At 61.1% G+C, this 22,924-nt stretch carries 25 protein-coding genes and 3 pseudogenes; 21 read left to right on the top strand and 7 right to left on the bottom strand.

Features of this window, described 5'->3' with window-relative positions; genetic code table 11:
- Position 1 precedes the first annotated feature (1 nt).
- From V6766_RS16305 to V6766_RS16295, 3 genes are read right to left on the bottom strand one after another with little or no spacing between them, the layout of a single operon-like run.
- Positions 2–598, bottom strand: a complete 597-nt coding sequence (locus V6766_RS16305; protein ID WP_448468201.1) for a hypothetical protein — start codon at positions 596–598, stop codon at positions 2–4.
- On the bottom strand, positions 599–1,666 hold the full coding sequence (locus V6766_RS16300) for a recombinase family protein (RefSeq protein WP_448468199.1): 1,068 nt from the start codon (positions 1,664–1,666) through the stop codon (positions 599–601).
- Positions 1,667–1,685: 19 nt separating this feature from the next.
- Positions 1,686–1,865 carry a hypothetical protein gene (locus tag V6766_RS16295; protein ID WP_448468197.1) on the bottom strand — a complete coding sequence of 60 codons (180 nt, stop codon included), beginning with the start codon at positions 1,863–1,865 and terminating at the stop codon, positions 1,686–1,688.
- A 338-nt stretch (positions 1,866–2,203) separates the two neighbouring features.
- Here V6766_RS16295 and V6766_RS16290 point away from each other — a divergent pair, with 338 nt between their 5' ends.
- From V6766_RS16290 to V6766_RS16265, 6 genes and pseudogenes are all read left to right on the top strand, one after another.
- Positions 2,204–2,503 carry a type II toxin-antitoxin system TacA family antitoxin gene (locus V6766_RS16290; protein ID WP_372084976.1) on the top strand — a complete coding sequence of 100 codons (300 nt, stop codon included), beginning with the start codon at positions 2,204–2,206 and terminating at the stop codon, positions 2,501–2,503.
- 3 nt (positions 2,504–2,506) lie between these two features.
- Positions 2,507–2,875: pseudogene (locus V6766_RS16285) on the top strand (GNAT family N-acetyltransferase); the annotation flags it as partial.
- Between the two features lie 6 nt (positions 2,876–2,881).
- Positions 2,882–3,016, top strand: a complete 135-nt coding sequence (locus V6766_RS16280; protein WP_448468227.1) for a GCN5 family acetyltransferase — start codon at positions 2,882–2,884, stop codon at positions 3,014–3,016.
- Positions 3,017–3,328: 312 nt separating this feature from the next.
- Entirely contained in the window at positions 3,329–3,493 is a 165-nt protein-coding gene (locus V6766_RS16275) for a hypothetical protein (protein WP_448468195.1), read from the top strand.
- Complete coding sequence (locus V6766_RS16270) at positions 3,490–4,416, top strand: hypothetical protein (protein ID WP_448468193.1); 927 nt, start codon at positions 3,490–3,492, stop codon at positions 4,414–4,416. The genes V6766_RS16275 and V6766_RS16270 overlap by 4 nt, the downstream gene beginning before the upstream one ends.
- 338 nt (positions 4,417–4,754) lie before the next feature.
- The gene (locus tag V6766_RS16265) at positions 4,755–4,985 is read left to right on the top strand and encodes a helix-turn-helix transcriptional regulator (RefSeq protein ID WP_448468191.1); all 231 of its coding nucleotides are present in this window, start codon (positions 4,755–4,757) and stop codon (positions 4,983–4,985) included.
- Between the two features lie 191 nt (positions 4,986–5,176).
- Here V6766_RS16265 and V6766_RS16260 read toward each other — a convergent pair whose 3' ends face one another.
- A complete protein-coding gene (locus tag V6766_RS16260) occupies positions 5,177–5,839 on the bottom strand; it encodes an alpha/beta hydrolase fold domain-containing protein (protein ID WP_448468189.1) in 663 nt (220 codons plus the stop codon).
- A 30-nt stretch (positions 5,840–5,869) separates the two neighbouring features.
- The gene (locus tag V6766_RS16255) at positions 5,870–6,112 is read right to left on the bottom strand and encodes a hypothetical protein (RefSeq protein WP_448468187.1); all 243 of its coding nucleotides are present in this window, start codon (positions 6,110–6,112) and stop codon (positions 5,870–5,872) included.
- Positions 6,113–6,183: 71 nt separating this feature from the next.
- Between V6766_RS16255 and V6766_RS16250 the strand changes: the two genes are divergently transcribed.
- Positions 6,184–7,110 carry a LysR family transcriptional regulator gene (locus tag V6766_RS16250; RefSeq protein ID WP_448468185.1) on the top strand — a complete coding sequence of 309 codons (927 nt, stop codon included), beginning with the start codon at positions 6,184–6,186 and terminating at the stop codon, positions 7,108–7,110.
- A gap of 887 nt (positions 7,111–7,997) precedes the next feature.
- On the opposite strand, the pseudogene V6766_RS16245 reads toward V6766_RS16250, so the two are convergent.
- A pseudogene (locus V6766_RS16245) lies at positions 7,998–8,126 on the bottom strand (IS3 family transposase); the annotation flags it as partial.
- A 314-nt stretch (positions 8,127–8,440) separates the two neighbouring features.
- Between V6766_RS16245 and V6766_RS16240 the strand changes: the two are divergent.
- The 14 genes and pseudogenes from V6766_RS16240 to V6766_RS16175 all read left to right on the top strand — a co-directional run bounded on the left by V6766_RS16240 (position 8,441) and on the right by V6766_RS16175 (position 21,794).
- Positions 8,441–10,006 (top strand): sugar ABC transporter ATP-binding protein, encoded by a 1,566-nt coding sequence (locus V6766_RS16240; protein WP_448468183.1) that lies wholly within the window; start codon positions 8,441–8,443, stop codon positions 10,004–10,006.
- Positions 10,003–11,001: an ABC transporter permease gene (locus V6766_RS16235; RefSeq protein ID WP_448468181.1), complete on the top strand. Its 999-nt coding sequence runs from the start codon at positions 10,003–10,005 to the stop codon at positions 10,999–11,001. The genes V6766_RS16240 and V6766_RS16235 overlap by 4 nt, the downstream gene beginning before the upstream one ends.
- Entirely contained in the window at positions 10,998–12,023 is a 1,026-nt protein-coding gene (locus V6766_RS16230; RefSeq protein WP_448468179.1) for an ABC transporter permease, read from the top strand. Before V6766_RS16235 ends, V6766_RS16230 begins: the two co-directional genes overlap by 4 nt.
- A 44-nt stretch (positions 12,024–12,067) precedes the next feature.
- On the top strand, positions 12,068–13,285 hold the full coding sequence (locus tag V6766_RS16225; protein ID WP_448468177.1) for a sugar ABC transporter substrate-binding protein: 1,218 nt from the start codon (positions 12,068–12,070) through the stop codon (positions 13,283–13,285).
- Positions 13,286–13,493: 208 nt separating this feature from the next.
- Positions 13,494–14,516: a LacI family DNA-binding transcriptional regulator gene (locus V6766_RS16220; RefSeq protein WP_448468175.1), complete on the top strand. Its 1,023-nt coding sequence runs from the start codon at positions 13,494–13,496 to the stop codon at positions 14,514–14,516.
- Positions 14,503–15,051, top strand: a complete 549-nt coding sequence (locus V6766_RS16215) for a hypothetical protein (protein WP_448468173.1) — start codon at positions 14,503–14,505, stop codon at positions 15,049–15,051. The genes V6766_RS16220 and V6766_RS16215 overlap by 14 nt, the downstream gene beginning before the upstream one ends.
- A 35-nt stretch (positions 15,052–15,086) precedes the next feature.
- A complete protein-coding gene (locus tag V6766_RS16210) occupies positions 15,087–15,977 on the top strand; it encodes an N-acyl homoserine lactonase family protein (RefSeq protein ID WP_448468171.1) in 891 nt (296 codons plus the stop codon).
- Complete coding sequence (locus V6766_RS16205; protein ID WP_448468169.1) at positions 15,977–16,918, top strand: 3-hydroxyacyl-CoA dehydrogenase; 942 nt, start codon at positions 15,977–15,979, stop codon at positions 16,916–16,918. The genes V6766_RS16210 and V6766_RS16205 overlap by 1 nt, the downstream gene beginning before the upstream one ends.
- A gap of 60 nt (positions 16,919–16,978) precedes the next feature.
- Positions 16,979–18,310 (top strand): histidinol dehydrogenase, encoded by a 1,332-nt coding sequence (gene hisD / locus V6766_RS16200; RefSeq protein ID WP_448468167.1) that lies wholly within the window; start codon positions 16,979–16,981, stop codon positions 18,308–18,310.
- Positions 18,307–19,068, top strand: coding sequence for an SDR family NAD(P)-dependent oxidoreductase (locus V6766_RS16195; protein ID WP_448468165.1), 762 nt, complete (start codon positions 18,307–18,309; stop codon positions 19,066–19,068). Before hisD ends, V6766_RS16195 begins: the two co-directional genes overlap by 4 nt.
- Positions 19,069–19,149: 81 nt before the next feature.
- Positions 19,150–19,982: pseudogene (locus tag V6766_RS16190) on the top strand (four-carbon acid sugar kinase family protein).
- Between the two features lie 242 nt (positions 19,983–20,224).
- A complete protein-coding gene (locus V6766_RS16185) occupies positions 20,225–20,389 on the top strand; it encodes a nucleotide-binding domain containing protein (protein WP_448468163.1) in 165 nt (54 codons plus the stop codon).
- The gene (gene otnC, locus V6766_RS16180) at positions 20,386–21,036 is read left to right on the top strand and encodes a 3-oxo-tetronate 4-phosphate decarboxylase (protein ID WP_448468161.1); all 651 of its coding nucleotides are present in this window, start codon (positions 20,386–20,388) and stop codon (positions 21,034–21,036) included. The genes V6766_RS16185 and otnC overlap by 4 nt, the downstream gene beginning before the upstream one ends.
- Positions 21,033–21,794 (top strand): TIM barrel protein, encoded by a 762-nt coding sequence (locus tag V6766_RS16175; RefSeq protein ID WP_448468159.1) that lies wholly within the window; start codon positions 21,033–21,035, stop codon positions 21,792–21,794. Before otnC ends, V6766_RS16175 begins: the two co-directional genes overlap by 4 nt.
- A gap of 546 nt (positions 21,795–22,340) precedes the next feature.
- Here the strand turns inward: V6766_RS16175 and V6766_RS16170 are convergent.
- Positions 22,341–22,718, bottom strand: a complete 378-nt coding sequence (locus tag V6766_RS16170; RefSeq protein ID WP_448468225.1) for a GFA family protein — start codon at positions 22,716–22,718, stop codon at positions 22,341–22,343.
- Between the last annotated feature and the right edge of the window lie 206 nt (positions 22,719–22,924).

Here is a 22,924-nt window from a genome sequence, read left to right as displayed (position 1 = left end):
GTCAGACCTCCACTTCAATCGAGTGTTGGTATCGGGGGTTGCGTGCCCCCGCAACCATCTTTACTTGCGATGACCCCGCCCCTCCGGCGGGGTTTTTCGTTTGAACGGAAAGCGTAAGGATTCCAGAGAGATCGCCGCGAACGTCGATCTCCACCTTGCCATCAACCGGCGTCAGCACGATGTCCTCGACCAACGTCCTGATGATATCGGCGGCTTCTGTCCGCTTCTCCTCGTCCTCACCCTGTAGGGCGTCGTAGAGGCCTTGGACACGCGAGCGGTAGAGCTGCGCCATCGAGGGATGCAGAAGCGGCGGAGGCTCGTCAGCCTCTGCGAGGAAGGCTTCCACTTCCTTCTTGCGCTGCTCCAGGCCAACCATTTTCTCGTTGATCCTGTCGGCCGCGCCTCCCTTGAGGATGAGGTCGAGCAGGGTATCCAGCTCGCGATCAATCTTCCTTATCTCGGCCTCTGCCGCGGCCACGCTGGCGCGACCTTCCATGCGCAGGCGATTGACCTCCTGCGTGAAGACCTCGCAGAACCTGGCGAATAGCGCCGGGTCCACGAGCCGGGTGCGCAGGGCGTTCAGTACACGGGACTCCAACTAATCGCGGCGGATGTTGACGCGATTGTCGCAAGTGCCCTTGTTTCGCGCCGTAGAACAGCCGATCAACGTCGCGGAGATCGCCGAGTATCCGCCACTGCAGCATGCGCATTTGGTCAGGCCCGAGAAGAGGTACTTCGGACGGCGGCGCCGATGGACTGCTGCCACCTCGGCGTGACCGTTCTCATCCCGTGCGAGTCTGTTTCTGGCTTGTCGGGCTTTCACGGCTTCCCAGAGCTTGTCCTCCAAAATACGCAGTTCCGGCACGTCCTGGATCACCCATTCCTCTTCCGGGTTCGGTCGTGCCTGGCGTTTGCCCGTGTCGGGGTCCTTCACGAAGCGCTGTCGGTTCCAAACGATCTTGCCGACATACATCTCGTTGTTGAGGATGCCGTTCCCGCGCTTCGGGTTGCCGTTGATCGTGCTGAAGCCCCAATCCCCACCGGACGGTGCAGGGATTCCTTCCTTGTTGAGCGCGAAGGCGATCGTCTTGGCCGATTTGCCTGCGGCATAGTCGCGGAAGATGCGCCGAACGACCTCTGCTTGAGGCTCGTTTATAGTTCGATCGCCTCTAATTGGTTCGCCGTTGCCGTCGAGCTTCTTGACGACGTCATACCCGTAGGCGTTGCCACCGCCCGACTTGCCAGCCTCCACGCGCCCTCGCTGACCTCTTCGCGTCTTGTCGGCCAGGTCCTTGAGGAAAAGCGCGTTCATCGTGCCCTTCAGGCCGACATGCAGGTGCGAGACCTCGCCCTCGGACAGGGTGAAGATCTTCACGTCCGAATAGGACATCCGCTTGAAGAGGCCGGCGATGTCTTCCTGATCGCGCGAGAGACGGTCCATTGCCTCGGCAAGGACGAGATCGAAGCGGCCGCGTGTAGCATCGGAGATCAGTGTCTGCACGCCCGGACGTAGCAGCGAAGCGCCTGAGATCGCATGATCGGAATATTCTTCGACGATGATCCAGCCCTGCTTCTCGGCATGGAGTCGGCACATGCGGAACTGATCGGCGATAGAGGCGTCGCGCTGATTGTCCGAGGAATAACGGGCGTAGATGGCGACCTTCACTGTGCGTCTCCCAAGGCGATCAGGAGCCGCGCGAGCCCTGCTTCTTGACTTCTTGCTCGTAGAACTCGCGAGCCGCCTGTCGTGCGAGAAACTCGACCAACCGGACGAGGCGAGGGTCGGGATCGCCCCGCGGCGTGAAGCTCAGCTCCGGCGCCTCGACGAGCAAAGCCTCGAGCAGCTCTTCGCGGCCGCTCGGCACAGTCGTTGATCTCGGTTGGCTTGCTTTCCGGCTCATACTCACCAGAATTTACGCCTGATCGACAATAAACAACTGAAATCACGGTAGAATATTCGGCGGTGTTAGGCAGGTTCATTCGCATGTCTGCGCCCTGCGGCGCATCATAGCTGGCGCCAGCATAGTGAAATAACCTAGCTCGGTTTTGCGATTTCGGCGCGTGGTCCATACGAGTTACCGCCCTGAAACTCCTCTTGTTCCCGCGATCTTCCAATCTTGAGCGAAAGACCAGACAGCAACGATCATAGCGTATTGCTATTTGCGCTACAAGGTATTATCTTCGGGTCCAAAGGAGGTGCCCCATGGCCACCACAGCCGACCGTAAGGAATATCCTATCTCGATGCGACTGCCAGAGTCGGACGTTGCGATGATCGACCGTGCCGCCACGTTGCGTGGCCGTTCGCGCACCGACTTTGTGCGCGATGCAGCCGTTCGAGCCGCCGAGGAGGTCGTGATGGAAAACCGGCTAATCCGCATGAGCCCTGAAGGCTTCGCTGACTTCATGGATGTCCTGTCCCGCCCGGCTGCTCCGGTTCCCGAGATGGTCGATCTAGCCAAGCGGCCCGCACCGTGGGAGCCCGGCTACGTTGCCAAGCGGTGAGTCGTGCCTCTATCAGCTCCGGAAGCGCTCACCGCAGCGCATGATGTCTCCGAATTCTCGTGCGGTAAGCCGACACTCGATCACTGGCTTAGGACTCGGGCACTATCGAACCAAGAGAAGGGCTTTACCGCCGTCATAGTCGTCCACGATGATGGCCGTGTCATCGGCTACTATGGTCTTGCACCGACGGCCGTTGTTCCTTCGGTATTGCCTCGCTCAGTTCGAACAGGTCAACCACCAGATCCAGTTCCCTGTCTCCTTCTCGGCCAATTGGCCACCGACACCGCTTGGGCTGGTCACGGGATCGGCACAGGGCTGCTGAAGCACGCACTGCAGCGCTGCGTCCAAGCAGCCGCACTCGTGGGTGGACGCGCACTGATGGTCAACGCCGTCGATGCGGAGGCAGCGCAGTTCTGGCAACGCCGCGGTTTTTTGCCTTCGAAAGACGATCCATTGGTTCTGTTTCGCTCGATTGCCGACATCGCCGCGTCGATCGCAGCAACAAGGCGCTGAGAATCGAGTATGGCCCTTCGCGTTCAACACAGATGAAGAGTTTCAGCAATGCCGACAGATAAATTGGCCAAGCGGGCCATTCCCCACATCCAGCGGCAGCCACCGGCCATCGGGAGCCGTGTCAAGGTCTGGTTCGACAAGGCGTCGAAGGATCTTCTCATTGAAAGCGAAACGGGCGTCATAACACGCGATATCTATGGCATATGCCTAGAAGACGTTCTGTTCGACGCTGAGAGGACTGCTCGCGGCGCAGTGCGCTGCTTTGCGACAGGACGCCTCCTAGCTGTCCCCGGAACGCGGGAGAGCACAGAGATGGAACATGAAATACGACAGGCCGCGCAGGGGCACCTCGACTTCTACTGGTCGCGGGACAAGGCGTGGCCGATCGCCAAGGCGCGCCAGGCCTATATCGCGCCACCCCATGGTGGTTTCCCGACCAACCTTGCCGTCGATCCAGTCGGAGCCGCAAATCCGTGAGCCGCATATTCGATGTCGATGGCAACAATCTCGATCCGGGCTTCGTCAATATCAAGGCGCAGCAATACCGGGCCGAACAGGAAATGTACGAGCTCATCGAGGCGATGTGGGAGACCTACGAGCCCTACGCCGATCCCGATTTTCGGCACGGTTTCGCTCGCGACGTCGATGGCCGCTTCTGGGAAATGTACCTCGGCTGCACATTGCTGGAAGCTGGGCGCGCGCTTCTGCCTGCGGCCGAGCGTCTCCGCGAAGGGGGGCAGCCCGACCTTTGCATCGTGGAGGACGGCCGCCGGATCTGGATCGAGGCGATCACACCAGATGACGGCGAGCCTGGACCGGACCAGATCGTGCGTCCCGTGCCCATCAACGAGGGCGGGGGATTGATTGCTGTGCCCGTTCGTCAGGCTCAACTTCGCACGACGAGCGCCTTCTGGACGAAATCACGCGCGATTGCGCGCTATCTGGACGAGGGTGTCATCGCGGCGGACGATGTCCGCATCATTGCCATCAGCGCGAGCCGTTTCGGGCCGTATGTCGGCGAAGATCCACCTCTGATCATAAGCTCGCTCTATCCGATCGGCGACGCCTATGTCGCCATCGACCGCGAGACCGGCGAAATCGTTGACCAAGGGTTTCACGCTACGCCAGTCATTGAACGCGACGGTGATCCGATTCCGGGAACGGCCTTTCTCGACGAGCGCTTCGCCGACATCTCGGGTGTTGTTTGGTCGCGCATCGGCCTCGGCAATATATCCCGTCGCGTTCGTCCTCTCACCTATGTGCACAATCCGCTCGCACACCGTCCGCTTTCAGAACGATGGGGCGTGTGGGACCGGGAGTTCGTTGCGACGCGGGATGGTGAGAACTGGCAAGTCACGGACATTCTCGCCGAAGAACGTCAAACGCCGACGGGTGAATGACGAACCTGCCTCACCTTTCCCTTCGGGAAGGTCTTGCTTGTGTGTACGCCTCGAAGCTTGAGTACGATGGTCGTTCTTTGGATGCGTTCAACTTGGCAATGCGCGTCTTGTCGATCCGGGTCAGCAATCGCGGATCGCTTCAGAAGGGGAGAAGTTGCGCGGAGGTGAGCCATGACTGCGAAGGCATTGTTCGCCTGTGCAGCCGCGACTAGCGGGGCGACGCGCTCGGTAAAAAGCCTTAGGCCCGCTAGCTCTCCTGTCCGAAGCCCGGTTGATAGGCGCGAGTCCCGGTCAAGCGCCTGGAACATATCAAGGAACCCGTACCTTGACGCCGCCATATGGTGTTCGAGCGTACGACCCCGCAGAAATATGTCACAGCGCTTCGCATGCATAAAGCGTCGCAATGGATTGGTCGCGACAGCATGCCGATCAGCATCGTCGCCGAACGTCTCGGCTATGGTTCGCAGGCTGCTTTTGCCCGTGCCTTCAAGCGCACGACCGGACAGCCGCCGGGCAAGGTACGGACCCAGGCCTTTCTTCCGATTGATCTGACCCGGTCGAACGGCTGACGGCGCACGCGATATGAGATCGGCACGCGGCTGGCTCAGGGGGCTTTACCCGTCGCTTCGCTCACGCGAAACGATACGCCAGTCCAGTTTCAGATTTGTGCGAGATAAAGCATTTTGCCTGGGCCGGTCCCGATTAAAAATCGTCTGCGAACCAGCCCGAGGTTTTACTGTCTAGTCCCGGCGATGGACTGCTACGCTCCGGACACGGCCGCCGCGAGGGCGTCGTCCCGAAAACGGACTGCGTTGCGTAGCGCCTGGTCAGCCTGTGGCAGAATGCCGGCAAACAGATGCCAGACGTGGAACATTTCTGGCCAGACTTCGAGCGAGGTGCGCACGCGGGCTTCGCCCAGATTTGCAGCAAGATGGATCGCATCACTGAGCATGACCTCATTCTCCCCGATCTGAATCAAGATCGGCGAAAGGCCATGAACATCCGCAAAGACTGGCGACGCATCCGGATGTGTCGGCAATTCGCCGGCTAGATAGGTCCGAGCCAGCATATTGAGGAACTCGACTGAACATAGCGGATCAAGGCCATCGCGCACGGTTGCGGACAAGCCGCTATGGGTCAGATTGGCCCATGGTGAAATCGCCACGCCGGCAGCCGGAAGCGCGGTACCAGCATCCCTTAGTTTCCGCATTGTCGTCACGACCAGCGTGCCGCCAGCAGAATCGCCGGAAAGCACCAAAGAGCGCGGGTCCACTCCGCTTTTTAGCAGCGCTCCATAAGCGGAAACGGCGTCTTCAATCGGTGCGGGGAACGGAAATTCCGGCGCCTGACGATAGTCGGGGACATAGATTTTGGCATTGAGCGCCTGCGCATAGCGCGACGTCAATCCGCGATAGGCCTTCACCCCGCCATGAACATAACCGCCGCCATGCAGTTAGAGCATCGTACGGCCATCCACGACCTCTCTCGGTGTCACCGCCATTGCCGACACACCGCCAAGATCGGCCTGCTCGAAAGTGACGCCGTCAATCGCAGGAAACAGACCGTCCAGCGCATCCATATAGGAAGCGCGGATATCACTCCAGTGAGCATCGGAATTACCAAAGAATTTTTCGCCGATCGGACCGGCTGCCCGCACCCAGGCATCAAGGGCCTTCTTTGCATTCTCGGGAATCATTGCTTACTCCATTGTCGATATGTGATCTTCAAAACTCATATAGATGCACAATTGGAGAATGGCGGTCGCCAATGGCTTCAACCAAAATCCCTGATCGACAGTCGGGAGCCTATGACATCGACATCAGTGCGTTGCGGATATTCGTCGCGATCGCGGAGACTGGCAGCTTCGTTGGCGGTGCCAAAGTTGTTGGTTTGACACGCTCGGCAGCCGGAAAGGGGATGGCAAGGCTCGAGCGGCATCTTGGCACCAGATTGTTTCACAGGACGACACGCCAGGTGTCCCTGACAACCGACGGACAGACGTTTTACGAGCGTTGCGTTCAGATACTGCAAGATTTGGAGGAAGCCGAAGCAAGCGTCATGAAGGGTGCACCTGCGCCGCATGGCACGCTCCGGGTGACCGTGTCCGAGGCCTATGGGCGCATCGTCCTCATCCCATTTTTGAAATCGTTCCTGCAGACGTGGCCGAATCTCAAGATCGAGGTCAGTTTCACCGACCGGCTCGTCGATCTTGTCGAAGAAGGATTTGATTTGGGAATTCGGGTTGGGCGCAGCTTCGAAGGCGCGCAGTTGATCGCGCGCGTGATCAACCGAACGCGCCCGCATCTGTACGCTTCACCGGCTTACATCAACGAGAAAGGTGTTCCCCCGGACCTCCTCGATCTCGGCGGGCATCAAAGGCTGATTTATGGCTCAAATGCTGCAGGCAGCCTCTGGACGCTTATAGATCCCGACGGAAAGACGATATCGATCGATACGCCCTCGCAGATTCGGTTCAGCAGCGGCGATGCCATTCGCTCTGCGACGATCGAAGGCATGGGCATCGGTTTTCTACCGGAATTCCTTGTCGAAAAGGATGTCGAAGAAAACAGGTTGGTCCGCCTGTTCCCGAACCATGCCGGAGAAGAAATCTGCATCCACGCGATCTATCCGAGCCGTAGGTACTTTCCGGCCCGAGTACGGGTGTTTCTCGACAGTTTTCTGGAATATCTGTGATGCGCTGCTATTTGCGGTTTGGTTGGCAGATCCTTGTGGCTCACGGTAGCTTTGCGGTGCACCGGCTTGAAAAGCCGGAGTTTGGGTCACAGCTCGTCTCAATGATCCGCAGTTTCTATCCCAGGTTTAGTGTCGGCGGTGCGTTGTCGTGGTAACCACGTCAACGTCATACTGTCATGAAGTTGACCGACATTGCCTTGTCTCGGGCAGCGTACGGAGGTCACTTTCGCTCAAATATCTGAATTGATTTGAAAAATGGCGCACTCGAGAGGATCCGAACCTCTGGCCTCCGCCTTCGGAGGATGATGCTCAAGTGTGCTGTCTCGGTGTCGCCAGCGCTAAGCCGCTGCTCGAAATAACAATCGCAAAACGCTGGCTGTCTCAGCAACCACCGCTACTTGCTTCGCGACATTCCTAACGTCATTCGGCCCCATGGGTCGGCCGTCCGGGCGCAAGTTGTGATCAGATCCTGCCCCCGCAACCAACAAATAACCCGGCCTCGCGCCGGGTTTTTTTGTTGGTAACGGATACAGATTTTAATCTGGCCAGGCTCCCGCCAGGAGGGCAATGCCCGACACAGCGGGACGGAAAACAATCAAATCCGGCCCCCGAAACCAAATTAACTTGCCGATCATCAAAATCATCCGCTCTTGAAGCCCTAACCGGTTCCAGGAGCTTTTTGTGTTTGAGGATCTCTGTCTCGTCCAATTTGAGGAGAGACGGGAGGTCCGCCGTGATCGCCAGGATCCCAGCCAAATCACCGTGAAGATCAACAACCAGACGGTCTCCGTGTTCGTCCGGTGTTAAAACGATCTTCTCGATGAGTGATCTGATCAGTTCTGCCGCCTCTGTGCGACTGGGCTTGCCCGGACTTAATGGAGAGGCTTTCACTCTGTTATTGCCGTTTCGGCCTCGAATAATACCGGCGATTTGTATCCCAATGCGGAATGTCGCCGACGTGGATTGTAGAAGCCGTCGATGTATCGGCCAAGGGCCGTTTCCGCGGCGGCGCGGGTCGGGCCCTCGTCGCGGCTTGTCCTATGCGCGACAGGGGAAGTCTGGAAACACCGAATGAACCGGCCACATGTACCCGTTCTCAGGGCCGCGTCCGCTCGGTCTGCAAGAATGCGGGTTGGTGTTTTCCTTAAACAAAAACTCCAATTATCAATATGTTATCGCGTTTTCGTGTTGGGTCAGCTCGCTGAAAATCTCCGTAAATAATCAAGAGGCTTGACAGTTCTGACATCATCTGTTGAAAAGTGGGAACGTTTGCAGAGAACGTTTGCAGAGAACGTTTTCTGTGCGCGGGAGGAACATCGGGAGGAAGCTGATGACAGGAGCGGTTGCGGTCGCTGGCCGGGAAGCCGTGCCGGGCGCGGTACTTGAGCTGCGCGCCGAGGAAGTGTGCAAGTCCTACGGCGCCACAGTCGCGCTGGAGCATGCCGACATCGCGCTTCAGGCCGGCGAGGTCCACGCCCTGCTCGGGGAAAACGGCGCCGGCAAATCAACGCTCGTACGCATTCTGACAGGGGCGGTCACGCCGGACGCGGGGCGGATGTACCTGCATGGAGCGACCTACGCCCCCCATTCCATAACCGATGCCCGGGCGGTCGAAGTTGCGACGGCCTTTCAGGAATTGAGCCTGGTGCCGAACCTTTCGGTGGCGCAGAACCTTCTGCTGCCCAGGCTGGCCTCCTCCCGTTCGGGGCTCATCTCGCGGGCCGACGTTCTGGCGAAGGGACGCGAGATTCTCCTCCGTCATGACCTCGAGCGGATCGATCCCGCGGCCGAGGTGGCGCACCTGCCGCTGTCGGATCGTCAACGGATCGAGATCGCGCGGGCGGCCGAGAATGCGGGCCGCGTGCTCATCCTCGACGAACCCAGTGCGTCCCTCGCGGAGACGGACTGGATGTTCGCACAGGTGGAGAAAGCCAAGGCGCGAGGCGTGGCAATCCTTTACATCTCCCATCGCCTTGCCGAGGTGCGCGCCGTCTGTTCGGTCGCCACGGTGCTGCGGAACGGCCGCTCCATAGCGACCGTCGACCTGAGCGATGCGAGCGACGGCGATATCTTCGAAATGATGGTCGGCCACAGGGTCGATCCCGCGCGCGCCGCCGCCCGCTCCGCATCCGGATCCGGCGATGCCCGGGTGGCCGTGACGGACATTGCCGACTCGGAACTGAACGGCGTGTCCTTCGACCTGAACGCCGGTGAGGTTCTGGGTGTGGCGGCGCTGGAAGGGCAAGGTCAGCGCGAGCTGTTTCGTTGTCTTGCGGGGCTGCAGAAGCCGGAAGCCGGGGAAATCCGCATCGACGGCCGGCCTGCGTCCTACCGGTCGCCCCGCCAGGCCCTGCGCTTCGGCAGTGGCGTCAGCTATCTGCCGGAGGAACGCAAGACCGAGGGAATTCTCGCCGGTCTTTCCGCCGCCACCAATGTCGTGCTGCCGTTCCTGCCGCGCATCTCCCGTGTGGGGATGGTCGGCCAGGGTCGCGAAGTCTCCGCGGCTCAGGATGCGGCGAACGCGGTCGAGATGAACCCGCGCTATTTGACCTTTCCCATCGGAGATCTCTCGGGCGGCAATCAGCAGAAGGCCCTGATGGCCCGCACGCTTGCCTCGGGCGCCAAGACGCTGCTGCTCTTCGACCCGACGCGCGGCGTCGATGTCGGCACCAAGGAATCTATCTACGCGGCGATCAGCGCATTCGCCGATGAGGGCGGGTCGGTCCTTTTCTATTCCTCCGAACTCCCCGAAATCGTTCAGCTCGCCGACCGCTGCCTCGTTCTCTACAGGGGGAGGGTCTTCGAGAGCTTTTCGGGCGAGGACATCAACGAACAGCGGCTCGTCGCTGCCATGATCGGTCACCACGATGCCGCCGGACAGGAGGCTGCCCGATGAGCGAGGTTCTCCCGAACGAGGCATCCACGTCGCCTGCTCCGGACATGGGCAAGCTGTTGAGGCAGCTCACCCAGGGGGCGGGACTGATCGTCATCCTCTACGTTGCGCTCTACGCCATCTATGGCTATCTCCAGCCGCGCGCCCTGGAGCCCTACGCGATCGCCGCCCTTATGAACAACACGGCCCCGCTTGCGCTTGCCGCGGCCGGGCAAACCTTCGTCGTGTTGAGCCGAGGCTTCGACTTGTCGCTGGCAGGTGTGATTTCGATCTGCAACGTGACGCTCGCGGTCGTTCCCATCGAAGGGCCGGGAGGCGCCGCGCTTTCCGTGCTCCTCTGCCTGGCCATCGGGGCGTCGGTTGGTGCGGTCAACGGGTTTCTCGTCGCCTATCTCAGGCTTCAGTCGATCGCGGCTACACTGGCCACGATGATCATCTGCCAGGGGATCGCGCTGGTCATCCTGAACGCGCCGGGGGGCTTTGTCGCGGAATGGATCGTCTACGAGATGACGGATCGTCTCTGGGGCCTGGTTCCTGTGTCGGGGCTTGTGATCCTGTCTGTCGTCGCGCTCTGGCTGATGCTTCGGCGCACGGACTTCGGCGTCGCGATCTATGCGGTCGGTGCGGATGAGCAGGCGGCGTCGCTGTCGGGGATCAACGTAAGGCGTGTTCGCTTCGGGGCTTTTGTCTGTGCCGGGCTTCTCTACGGCCTTGCGGGGTTCATGCTGAGTGCCCAGACGACCACCGGCAACCCCAATTCCGGAACACCGCTTCTTTTGCTGACCTTCGCGGCCGTCGCTCTCGGCGGGACGTCCCTGGCCGGCGGACGCGGGGGACTGCTTGCCTCCGTGATCGGTGCTGCGACCCTGACTCTCCTGCAAAAAGTCCTGTTCTCGACCGGTGTTTCGTCCTTCTACACAGGCATCTTCCAGGGCGGAGTTCTGATCCTGGCCGTCGTCTTCAGCACCGCAATCTCCCGGATCGGAGAGGAAAAATGACAGTGGCCAACAACAACCCGCTCGCCGAAACGACTTTCGTCCAGTCCGGGGACATGCGTCGCAGCGCAAAGATCAGCCGGGAAACGATCAGCGCCATCGCTGTCGCGGTGCTCTGCGTCGTGCTGTTGCTCGGCGCCCGTTTCGTCAGCCCGTCGCTCGGGTCCTGGTCGCAGGTGGAAACGGTGCTGATCCTCGGGTCCTTTCTGGTCGTCCTGTCTTTCGGCCAGGGGCTCGTGATCCTGTCGGGCGGGCTCGATCTGTCCCTGCCGGCGATGATCACGCTCGGCGGCATCCTCGCGACCAACTGGATCGGCTCGAGCGATCCGGGCGCATGGTACCTGCTGCCCGTCGTGCTGCTGGTGTGTGCCGGCGTCGGGTTCCTGACGGCGCTCGGGATCGTGATCCTGCGTGTTCCGCCCTTCATCATGTCGCTTGCCATGTCGATCATCGTCTCCTCGGCACTGCTCGGCTACACCAAGGGCACGCCCCGCGGCGCCGCGCCTGAAATGGCGATCGCGCTGATGAAGGGATCCGCCTTCGGTCTGCCGGCACCGATCCTGTTCACCATCGGGTTCGTGATCCTCGGCTGGCTTGTCCAGAGCCGTTCGATCTTCGGCCGCTACCTCTATGCCATCGGCACCAATGTCGAGGCGGCCCGTATCGCCGGGGTGCCGGTCTTCACCGCGCAGGTGCTGCCCTACGTCTTCAGCGCAACCTGCGCCGGGCTCGTCGGAATCATGCTGGTCGGTTATTCGAACGGTGCGACGCTGCGTATGGGCGACGACTACCTGTTGCCGTCCATTGCGGCGGTCGTCATCGGCGGCTCGTCGATCCTGGGCGGGCGCGGCACCTTTCTCGGCACGGTCGGCGGCGCGCTGCTGCTGACCACGCTCGGCACCATCATTTCCGCAATCGGTCTGGAATTCGGCCTCCGCACGATCATCGAGGGAGCCATCGTCCTGACTGCCCTGCTGCTTTTGAGGGAAGAGCTTTTTCAGAAGCTGGGTTCGCTCTGGAAGTGACCGCGCGAACCTTGAACAAACTATCCATAAGAGGAGGAATGACCATGAAATTGAACACAGTCAAATCCATAGCCCTGGCGCTGGGGCTTGGCTCGACCGCACTCGCGGGCATCCAGCCGGCGGCCGCCCAGGACAAGGAGAAGTTCAAGATCTACCTGAGCCTCAGCTATTCCGGCAACGCCTGGCAGTCAGAAGCGGCCAATATCGTCAAGGCCCTGGCCGCGACCCCGCCCTACAACGAAACGGTCGAACTGATCGAAGTCATTTCGGGTACCGACCCGCAGGCTCAGATTTCCGCCTATGAAAGCATGATCGATGGAGGCGCGGATGGCATCGTCAGCTTTCCGATCTCCTCCACGGCGCTGAACCGGACGATCCGCCGGGGCTGCGAAGAAGGTGTTCTGTTCTTCATGTACGACGCCACCGTCACGGAAAACTGCGCCTACAACGTGAGCTACCTGACGGCCGGTTTCGGGGAAAACACCGCGCAGGCGCTGGTGAACGAACTCGAGGGCAAGGGCAAGATCTTCCTGTCGCGCGGCGTGCCGGGCAACTCGGTCGACAAGCGCCACACCGACGGCGCCATGCACATCTTTAACCAGTACCCGGGCATCGAGGTCGTGTCCGAATATTACTCCTACTGGGATGACCGGACCACGCAGCAGGAAACGGCAAAGGCTCTCGCCGCGCATCCGGACGTAGACGGCATCTGGGCCCAGGCCGGCGAATACGGTGCCGTGCAGGCGCTGCTTGACGCCGGTGACCGGCTGGTTCCGATGACCGGTGAGAATTCCGCCGGCTTCCGTCTGGCGCTCGCCAACCCGGACATGCAGGAAAAAGGCCTGTCGGGCGTGTCCGCCGGCTCGCCTCCTGCCCAGTCGGGTTACGCCTTCAAGCTGATGATGGAAATTCTCACGGGCAAGCGCGAGCTGGAACCCATGAACATCGAGTACCCGCTGCCCTGGGTTCCAGCCGCAAGCGTTCAGGTCTGCGAAGGCGATGTCTACGAGAACGGCTGTAACGTCTTTCCCGCGGACCGTGTTCCGTCCTCTTTCGTCAGCGAAGTCCTGAACCCGGTTCTTCTGCCTGAGGTCAATGTGGAATCGGCATTGAACGGAACGCCGGTCGCCGGTGCCACGATCCAGCCGCTTCCTGCGGAAGTTGTAGAGGCAGCTAACGAACCGGGCATCAACTGTTCGCGTTGCGAGGCATCGGAAACGCTCTACGAACTCACAAAAATCGAGCCGACGGTCCAGCCCTAGGACCATGCGCCCGACCGGCGGGTTCGCCCGCCGGTTTCCCTTCACGCCTGCCGGGACGGAGAGAGACAGACCAACCTGCTGAATTGACCGGCGTCGCAACATGTGGATGTGTTCCAGGGTCCAGGTTGCGGGCAGCGAAAAGAAAACTTTGAGGGGACGGTTTCAAGTGGCAACGAAACAAAAAGAACCGAGGACGGGACGCATAACCGTGAAGGATCTGGCGAAGGATTTGGGAATGTCGGTATCGACGGTCTCGCGTGCCTTTTATCCGGATGCCATTGTCGCTGAAAAAACACGTGAAGCCGTCTTGAAACGGGCGACCGAACTCGGCTACCGACCGAATCCGTTTGCGCAAAGTCTCATCACCAAGAAATCCCAGATCGTCGGAATGGTCGTTTCGGACCTGACCAATCCGTTCTACCCGGAGGTCATGACACGCCTGACCGCAAGACTGCAGGGCGCCGGTATGAACGTCATGCTGGCGGCGGCAAACGAACCGGACAAGACCGACGAAGCCGTGGACCTGCTGTTGTCCTATCAACCGGATCTGGTGATCGTGCTTGCCGTTACCTTGTCCTCCCATGCACAGGAAAAATGCGAGAAAGCAGGGGCTCCGTGCATATTCTTCAATCGTCTTTCAGCGGACGGGCTGGGTTTCGGCGTCAGCTGCGACAATGAAGAAGGAGGGCGGCGAGTGGCCGACTTCCTGATCGACAGCGGTCACAGACACCTAGTTTACATTTCCGCTTTTCCCGGCGCTTCCACCAATGTCGAACGGCAGAACGGGTTTTGCCGGCGTGCCGTGGAACGCGGTCTTGAGGAGCCCCGGGTCATCGAGGCGGGTTATTTCACTTACGAGGCCGGGTATTCCGCCGGGTTGAGTATGGCCGATGTTCCCGGTCCCGCTGACGGCGTGTTCTGCGCCAACGATATCGTTGCCATCGGCTTCATCGAAGGCGTTCAGGAAGGTCTCGGGCTGCGTGTTCCGGAGGATCTCTCGGTTGTCGGCTTTGACGACATCACGATGGCGGGCTGGCCGTCGCACAAGCTTACGACGATCGCCCAGCCACTGCAGGAAATGATGAAGGCCACCGTCCAACTGTCCGTGGAACTGGCCCGCGAGCGCCACCTGGAGCCTCGTATCAACAGAATTCCGCCGGGCGAACTGGTCCAGCGGAGCACGACGATGCCGCGTTCAGCCGCCAAGGAGGATACCCATGCAGAGCGCTGATCTCTTTACCCGTCTCAGCACCGTGCACCGGCCGGACTGCGCGCTGTTCGAAGACGGCCCCGTACCCAAACCGGCACCGGATCCGGAAGAAGTCGCACGCATGCTGGGCTCGTCGGAGGCAGCCGCTTACGCGGACGCGTGCCGGCCGGTGTTCGAGGATCTGCGCCGCGTGATCGGACAGCTTGCCGGTCTCATGATCCTGGCCCAGTTGACCCGGTCGACCGAAGTGGCGGACCTGTCGGAGCTTTCCTCCTGCCGGGCCCGCTGGGAAAGCAGCGGTGAAAGACTTGCCGCGCTTTCCGCGCCGGCTGCGCTGACCGCACATCTGGAGCAGATCTCGGCGGCACATGTTTTTTGTGGCCGTGCTCTGGGAACGTTCTCACTGATCCGGCCGAGCCGGGACAACGATGACTTGTTCGACGACATCGCGCGCCACGTGCGGCGCGCATACGTCCACCTGCGCGCCGTCACGTCCGAAAAGGCCGGACTGGAAATGGTGGATCTGACACATGCCTGCTGCTCCTGCGGACGCTGAGCGGGACAGAACGACAAACGGAGGAGATAAGACCTATGGCTGACTATTCGATCTGGATTTGCGAATATTCATACGTCCCCAACTACCACAAGAGCGGCGTTCTCTACGGCGCGCACAATCAGGGCTACGTGAAGCTTCCCTATTGCTACGTCGTGATCAAGGGCAAGGACCATGTGGCCATGGTGGATGTCGGATACAACGACAAGGACTACGGCAAGACGCTCGGCGACCGTTTCGGCGTGGAAAACTGGCGCAATCCCAAGACGGTGATGTCCGAGCTCGGTCTGTCGCCTGAGGATGTCGATACCTGCTTTATCACCCACGCCCATTTCGATCACTTCGGCAATGTCGAGGATTTCCCGAACGCCAAATTTTATATCCAGGAGCGCGAGATTTCCAAATGGGTCTGGGCCATGTCTTTGCCTGACCGCATGCGCTGGATGATGGTGGCCGTCGACCCGGGCGACATCGTTCGGGGCGTGGACCTGGCGCGCGACCGGCGGCTGGAAACGGTCAATGGCGCACTCACCAACGTCCTGCCGGGCATCGATCTGCATCCAGCGGAAGACAGCCATACCTGGGGCTCGATGTGGGTCACCGTCCGCAACGACGGCCAGGCCCAGTCCGAGGACACCTGGGTCCTGGCCGGCGACCTGATCTATGTCTTTGAGAACATCAAGGGTCCGGGCGCTGCCGTGGACGCGGATGAGATCTACACACCGGTCGGCCTTGCCACCGGAAGCCAGGCCAACCTGGTTCTGGCGACCGAGGAGATGATGAAACAGGTCGGTTACGACAGCCACCGCATCATTCCGGTTCACGAGGAGCGTTTGCGTGACACGTTCCCGTCCCGGATATCGAAAGAGGGGCTGCGGATCACCGAAATCTGTCTTGCGGACGGTGAAACATCGAAGGTGACGGCCTGATGGCGGACAAATCGGTCGTTGCCATTGTCGGCGCCGGACTTGTCGGCTCCGGCTGGGCTCTCGTCTTCGCACGCGCCGGGCATGACGTCAGGATTTTCGATCCGGATGCAACCGTCCGGGACCGGGTGCTGCCCTGGGCGGCGGCCTCCGTGGAGGAACTTGTTCGGGCGGGCCTTGTCTCCGGCGGCGAAGAGGTTCTGCAGCGCCTTTCGGTCTGCGAAGCCCTTGAGGACGCGCTCGACGGCGCGGGATACATCCAGGAATCCGTTTTCGAGACGGTCAAGGTGAAGTCCGAAGTGTGCTGTGCGATCGATGCGGTCATGCGAAGCGACGCCATCGTCGGGTCTTCGTCGTCCGGCATTCCGGCGTCGCGCTTTACCGAAGACTGCCGCAACAGGAACCGGTTTCTGATCGCGCACCCGGTGAACCCGCCGCATCTCGTGCCGGTGGTCGAACTTGTGCCGGCGCCCTGGACCGACGACGAGGTCATGGCCGAAACACGGCGGATCATGTCAGAGGTCGGACAGGTTCCGGTCACCCTGACCCGCGAGATCGACGGCTTCATTCTCAACAGGCTTCAGGGCGCGCTCCTGAACGAGGCCTGGGCACTCTACGACGCGGGCTATGCGAGCCTTGAGGATATCGATGCGACCGTGGCCCACGGGCTGGGGTTGCGCTGGTCCTTCATGGGCCCTTTCGAGACCATCGATCTCAACGCCCCTGGCGGCATCACCGACTACTCCGCCCGGCTGGGCGGCATGTACCACGATATGGCGGCCAAACGCGTGGCCAGGCCGTGGCCCGAAGAAACAATCCGCAAGGCGGGAGAGGAACGCCGGCAGGCCTTGCCGGAAGGTGACCTTGCCGACCGCCGTGCCTGGCGGGACGCCGCGCTGACACGTCTTGCCGCATTCAAGAAATCCCAGGGTCTGGGGCCTTGAGGCCCGGAAAGCCGTATTGACGACCCGGACCAATAAAGACCCGAAACAAGGAAAAAGATGATGTCCATAACCTATCTCAAGCGAGGAAAGCCCGAAGCGGACCGCGCTGATGACGACGCCAAGACGCGTTCCGTCGTCGAAAGCACGCTCAAGGATATCGAGGAGCGCGGTGACACCGCCGTAAGGGAGCTTTCCGAGAAGTTCGACAAATACTCCCCGCCGTCCTTCCGTCTGTCGGAAAGCGACATTGAATCGATCGTTTCGAAGGTTTCCGACCAGGAAATGGCCGATATCCGGTTCGCCCACGACCAGGTGCGGAATTTCGCCCAGGCCCAGCGGGACTCCATGCTGGACATCGAAGTCGAGACGCTGCCCGGAGTGGTGCTTGGCCACAAGAACATCCCCGTGCAATCCGTCGGTTGCTACGTTCCCGGTGGCAAGTTTCCGATGGTCGCCTCGGCCCACATGTCCGTTGCCACCGCCTCGGTCGCGGGCGTGCCGCGCATTCTCGCGGCAACGCCCCCGTTCAAGGGCGAACCCAACCCGGGTGTAATTGCGGCCATGCAGATGGGCGGTGCTCATGAAATCTATGTGTTTGGCGGCATCCAGGCGATCGGTGCCATGGCGATCGGAACCGAGACGATTGATCCGGTCGACATGCTGATCGGGCCGGGCAATGCTTTCGTTGCCGAAGCAAAGCGCCAGTTGTTCGGTCGCGTCGGCATCGATCTGTTCGCGGGGCCGACGGAGACGCTGGTCATCGCGGACGAAACGGCGGCCGATGCAGAACTCTGCGCAACCGACCTGCTGGGCCAGGCCGAGCACGGCTACAACAGCCCCTGCGTGCTCCTGACGAACTCGGAAAAGATCGCGCGCGACACCATGGCGGAAGTCGAGCGGCTGCTGGGCATGCTGCCGACGGCCGACACGGCCCGGGTCAGTTGGCAGGATTACGGCGAGGTAATCGTCTGCGACACCTATGACGAAATGCTGCAGGCCGCCAACGACATTGCCTCCGAGCACGTTCAGGTCATGACGGACCGGGACGAGTGGTTCCTGGACAACATGCATTCCTACGGAGCGCTTTTCCTCGGGCCGCGGACCAACGTTGCCAATGGCGACAAGGTCATCGGCACCAACCATACCCTGCCGACCAAGAAGGCGGGCCGTTATACCGGTGGGCTCTGGGTCGGAAAATACCTGAAGACTCACAGCTATCAGCGCATCCTGACAGACGAGGCTGCCACCATGATCGGTGAATACGGCTCGCGCCTGTGCATGCTGGAAGGGTTTGTCGGTCACGCCGAACAGTGCAACGTCCGGGTCCGCCGCTACGGCGGGATCAACGTGCCCTACGGCGAAGGCGCTCCCTACCGCAAGGTTGCCGAATGACGGCTGCCGGTCCGACATTTCGCCTCGACGGGCGCCGCGCGCTCGTCGTCGGCGCCAGCCGGGGTATCGGCCGGGCCGTCGCGGAGGCGATGGCCGCGGCAGGCGCGGAGGTGACACTCTGCGCCCGCTCGGCGGGCCAGATCGATGAGACGGTCTCAACCCTTCGCGCGCAACGCCTTCAGGCAAAGACACTGGCGGCCGACGTGACCGATACCGTGGCTTTTGCGGCGACCGTCGCGGCCCTTCCAGCCTTCGATATTCTGGTCAACAACGCCGGGACAAACCGTCCTAAGCCGCTCGCAGAGGTCTCCGAGGACGACTATGACGCCGTCCTGAACCTGAACCTCAGGGCGGCCATCTTTGCCGCCAAGGCGGTAACGGCGCGGATGCTGGGAGAGGGCCGGTCGGGATCGGTCATCAACATGTCCTCGCAGATGGGCCATGTCGGAGCGGCGAACCGGACCATCTACTGCGCCTCGAAATGGGCGCTTGAGGGGTTCACGAAGGCGCTCGCGGTGGAACTTGCCCCGGCCGCTATCCGAGTCAACACCATCTGCCCGACCTTTGTCGAAACACCGATGACGAAACCCTTTTTCGAAGATCCGAAATTCCGCGACGAAGTTCTGGCCAAGATCCCGTTGGGACGGTTGGGACAGGTGGAGGAAGTCGCCGCCGCGGCGGTCTACCTGGCCTCCGACGCGGCAGCCCTGATGACAGGCAGCGCCCTGAAGCTGGACGGCGGCTGGACGGCGCTTTGACCCCGGTGTCAACATGAGGATGCCGTCTGATATCTTCGGCGAACCCGGCCTTGACCGGATGAAACACCTGGGAGGCGGGTCATGAAGCTTGGCGCTGTTGGAGACGATTTCACGGGCTCCTCCGATCTCGGCCTGACGCTGGCCGAAGGTGGGCTGCGAACCGTGCAATATGTGGGCGTTCCGGCAGGCGGGGCGGCTCCGGATGTAGAAGCGGGCATCGTTGCCCTGAAATCGCGGTCTCTTCCGGTGAAGGAAGCGGTGCCCAGTCACTGGCAGCCCTCAGGTGGCTTCGTGAGCAGGGCTGTACACAATTCCTGTTCAAATATTGCTCGACCTTCGACAGCACCCCTGAAGGCAACATCGGTCCGGTCATCGAAGCCATTATCGAGGAACTGGGAACGGAGGCTCCGGTGATCGTGTGTCCGGCGTTTCCCGCAACAGGGCGCACCGTCTACCTGAGCCATCTCTTTGTTGGCGACCGGCTCCTGTCGGAATCCGGCATGGAAAATCACCCGCTGACACCCATGACCGACCCCGATCTGCGCCGCTTTCTCGGCCTGCAGGTCCGAACCCCCGTCGGGCATCTGCCGCACTCGGAAATCGCTACGGGTAGGGTTCGTGAGGGCCTCTTGAACGAGGCGAGGGAAGGTCGCCAGATCGTGGTGTGCGATGCGATCTCAAACAGCGATCTCGTCGCACTGGGCAACGCCGCCCGCGACTTTCCGCTTCTGACCGGCGGTTCCGGAATTGCGCTCGCACTTCCCTCCGCCCATGGCGCAGACAGGCGCAACCCGGCACCCTGGTCGGGTGTGCCGGGGCCGGCGCTCGCCCGTCAGGGTCCTGCTCGACGGCCACCCGGCGGCAGGTTGCCGAACACGCCCGCGACGGACAGCCGCAACGCAGGATCAGGATAGAGAATCTGATCAGCGGTTCCGTGACTGTCGCGGAGACGCTTGACTGGGCGCTCTCCTGCGATGGCCTGCCTCTGGTCTATCCTCCGCAGACCCGGCGGAGGTTCGCGCGGCGCAGGACCGCTTCGGCCTTGCGGCGAGTGCGGCTGCGATCGAAGACTTCTTCGCCTCGCTGGCCGTGGACGCGGTCAGACGCGGCGTGACACGTCTGATATCGGCGGGGGGGAGAAACCTCTGGCGCTGTCGTGAATGCACTTGAGGCGGATGCGCTGCGCATCGGGCCCATGATCGATCCGGGTGTTCCCGCCGTCGTCACTGTCGGTCAGCCGCTCGCACTGGCCCTGAAATCGGGGGATTTCGGTGCCGACGACTTCTTCCTCAAGGCCGCGCGCGTTCTGGAGGGCGGATGAGCCGGGAAGCCGATCTTCGCGAACGGATTTGCCGTCTGGCAAAATCCATGTTCGATCGCGGGCTGACCGCCGGGGCCTCCGGCAACATCTCCGTGCGCCTCGACGATGGCTCCCTTCTGGTGACGCCGACGGGATCCTCCTTCGGGACGCTGGATCCATCGCGGCTCAGCCGTCTTGCCGGCGGCGGCCGCTTCCTTTCCGGTGCCAGGCCGACCAAGGAAATGCCGCTTCACAGCGCGTTTTACGAGACGCGGTCCGGAACCGGCGCGGTGGTCCATCTCCATTCCTGTCATTCGATCGCCTTGTCGATGCTGCCGGAAACGGACCCGGACAACGTGCTTCCACCGCTGACGCCCTATTCGATCATGCGTCTCGGCAAGGTCAAGCTGCTGCCGGTCTTTCTGCCGGGGGATTCGGCGATGGGCGCCGCGGTGCGCGGGCTAGCCGGGAAACGCTCGGCCGTTCTTCTGGCCAACCACGGCCCCGTCGTGGCCGGCAAGGACCTTGAGGCGGCCGTCTACGCGGCCGAGGAACTGGAGGAAACCGCGAAGCTGGCCCTGATGACCCGTGGAATGCAGCCACGCGTTTTGACGGAGGCCCAGATACGCAGCCTGGTTCAAACCTACGATATCGAGTGGCAATCATGACCGAACGCTTTCGTTTTTCCGCAAATACGGGCTTTCTCTGGAAGGATCGTCCGTTTCTCGATCGCATTCGCGCCGCCGCGGCCGCAGGGTTCGACGCGGTGGAATTTCACGACGAGGCGCAGTCGGAAGCGCCCGCCGAATTGAAGGCGGTTCTCGAAGACACCGGGCTGCCTGTCTGCGGGCTCAACGTCCGCATGGGAGCGACCGCCGGCTGTGCGGCGGCGCCGGGAGAAGCGGAGCGGGCTGGTGACGATTTTCTCAAGGCGCTCGAGGTTGCCGAAAGCGTCGATGCCGGCGCGATCCACATGCTTGCAGGGTATGCGGAGGGGCCTGAAGCGGCCGAGCAATACCGAAAAGTCCTGGACTTCTGTTGCGGCCAGACGGACCGCACGGTTCTCATCGAACCGATCTGCCGTGCGAAGATGCCGGGCTATTTTCTGAAAGATGTTGATCAGGCCTCGGAAATCCTGGCGGATGTCGGCAAGCCGAACCTGAAGATCATGTTCGACTGCTTCCATGTGCGCGAGGAAAGCGGCGACATCCTGACAGCCTTTGAACGGGTGAGGGCAGCCGTGGGCCACATCCAGATCGCCTCCTGGCCCGCCCGCTCCGAGCCCGGAACCGGCGAGCCCGACTATTCCCGTCTCCTGCCGGCCTTCCAGGCCGCCGGCTATCGCTCCTGCTTCGGCTGCGAATACGTGCCGTCCGGTGACACCAATGCTCGCCTCGCCTGGCGAGATTGGTGTCGGGGGATTTAGACTAAAGGGCTGGGCGATGTCTGGCTTGAAGAGTGCAGACAGCCGGCCGACGACTGACATTCGGCGTCTTTTGTTTGCTGCGAAATCCCCATCCTCGGTAAGCGCCAACTGGTGCCCGCTTGGCGCCTACGCTTCTCCGTTGTTCTAAGGGAGCATTTCGCCCGAAGCCAGCGGTTACGCTGCTGAGCGAAACAGCAAGTGAAGATCCGTGCTTGTCCCCGCGACCACCTTTACTTGTTTGGCAACTTCACCAACATCGGCCGGCCCGATGGGTTGGCCATCCGGGCGCAAGTTATGATGGGTGCGCCCTCCCGCAACCATCTTTACTTGCTCGGGGCGCAAGTTGTGATCAGATCCTGCCCCCGCAACCAACACTGTTTTATCAATCATATCAAAGGCCTCGTTCTCAGCTAGCGAGGCCTTTTTGTCGTCTCCCGACGAAATACCGGTCGCAACAGATAGGTCAGAGGCAACGGGTGAGCCGTAGTTAACAGAGCCCTTCCGGTTAGCCGAAACAGAATCGCCTTCATTGAAACCGGAACGGTTTTAGCTATCCTCGATAATTTCGGGGACTTCTGGCCGCGGATAGTAGTCGCCTTTATCGGTCACGAAGATGTGCTTGCTGATGCGCAAGGCGGAAGTGTCGTCCAGGCAACCAGCGGCGATGCCGATGCCGGCCTCGTCATTCATGCGATAGAACAGGCTGGATCCGCAATGCGTGCAGAAGCCGCGCTTGGCGTGATCGGACGATGCGTACCATCGCAGTCCTTTGTCATTCATGAATGTCATTTTGTCGAACGGCGCGTGGGTCGATGCCCAGAGATGACCGCTCGTTCGTCTGCACTGGCTGCAATGGCAGACCGTGACGGTTTCGCGCACATTCTCCACCTCGAAAGCGACCGCGCCGCATTCGCATCTACCCATGATCATCTCAATCCTCTCCCTCATTTTTTAACTGCTTGCACATGATCGCTCGGCTTTCGAATTGGCGGCGAGCGCGGCGAAGCCGGCGCTGGTATATGCGCCCATAATACCGGTCCATGCATGCGCTGGATACGGCCTTCCCCCCCGCCTGTTCGCGGGAACTTGTTTGCCGATGAGAAAATGAGCTAACGATTCGTGTAGCCAAG

The organism is Martelella sp. AMO21009, from assembly GCF_053484295.1.
Note: the sequence above shows the minus strand (reverse complement) of the source record. Positions and strands in the feature narration are given on the sequence as shown.

Bases quoted from the DNA above. Each gene is read 5' to 3' on its own strand.
- V6766_RS16250 (WP_448468185.1), top strand. From the start codon at position 6,184: ATGGCTTCAACCAAAATCCCTGATCGACAGTCGGGAGCCTATGACATC.
- V6766_RS16255 (WP_448468187.1), bottom strand. From the start codon at position 6,112: ATGATTCCCGAGAATGCAAAGAAGGCCCTTGATGCCTGGGTGCGGGCA.
- V6766_RS16210 (WP_448468171.1), top strand. From the start codon at position 15,087: ATGGCTGACTATTCGATCTGGATTTGCGAATATTCATACGTCCCCAAC.
- V6766_RS16240 (WP_448468183.1), top strand. From the start codon at position 8,441: ATGACAGGAGCGGTTGCGGTCGCTGGCCGGGAAGCCGTGCCGGGCGCG.
- V6766_RS16205 (WP_448468169.1), top strand. From the start codon at position 15,977: ATGGCGGACAAATCGGTCGTTGCCATTGTCGGCGCCGGACTTGTCGGC.
- V6766_RS16170 (WP_448468225.1), bottom strand. From the start codon at position 22,718: ATGGGTAGATGCGAATGCGGCGCGGTCGCTTTCGAGGTGGAGAATGTG.
- V6766_RS16225 (WP_448468177.1), top strand. From the start codon at position 12,068: ATGAAATTGAACACAGTCAAATCCATAGCCCTGGCGCTGGGGCTTGGC.
- hisD (WP_448468167.1), top strand. From the start codon at position 16,979: ATGTCCATAACCTATCTCAAGCGAGGAAAGCCCGAAGCGGACCGCGCT.
- V6766_RS16230 (WP_448468179.1), top strand. From the start codon at position 10,998: ATGACAGTGGCCAACAACAACCCGCTCGCCGAAACGACTTTCGTCCAG.
- V6766_RS16195 (WP_448468165.1), top strand. From the start codon at position 18,307: ATGACGGCTGCCGGTCCGACATTTCGCCTCGACGGGCGCCGCGCGCTC.
- V6766_RS16275 (WP_448468195.1), top strand. From the start codon at position 3,329: ATGGAACATGAAATACGACAGGCCGCGCAGGGGCACCTCGACTTCTAC.
- V6766_RS16235 (WP_448468181.1), top strand. From the start codon at position 10,003: ATGAGCGAGGTTCTCCCGAACGAGGCATCCACGTCGCCTGCTCCGGAC.
- V6766_RS16265 (WP_448468191.1), top strand. From the start codon at position 4,755: ATGGTGTTCGAGCGTACGACCCCGCAGAAATATGTCACAGCGCTTCGC.
- V6766_RS16215 (WP_448468173.1), top strand. From the start codon at position 14,503: ATGCAGAGCGCTGATCTCTTTACCCGTCTCAGCACCGTGCACCGGCCG.
- V6766_RS16280 (WP_448468227.1), top strand. From the start codon at position 2,882: ATGGTCAACGCCGTCGATGCGGAGGCAGCGCAGTTCTGGCAACGCCGC.
- V6766_RS16290 (WP_372084976.1), top strand. From the start codon at position 2,204: ATGGCCACCACAGCCGACCGTAAGGAATATCCTATCTCGATGCGACTG.
- V6766_RS16175 (WP_448468159.1), top strand. From the start codon at position 21,033: ATGACCGAACGCTTTCGTTTTTCCGCAAATACGGGCTTTCTCTGGAAG.
- otnC (WP_448468161.1), top strand. From the start codon at position 20,386: ATGAGCCGGGAAGCCGATCTTCGCGAACGGATTTGCCGTCTGGCAAAA.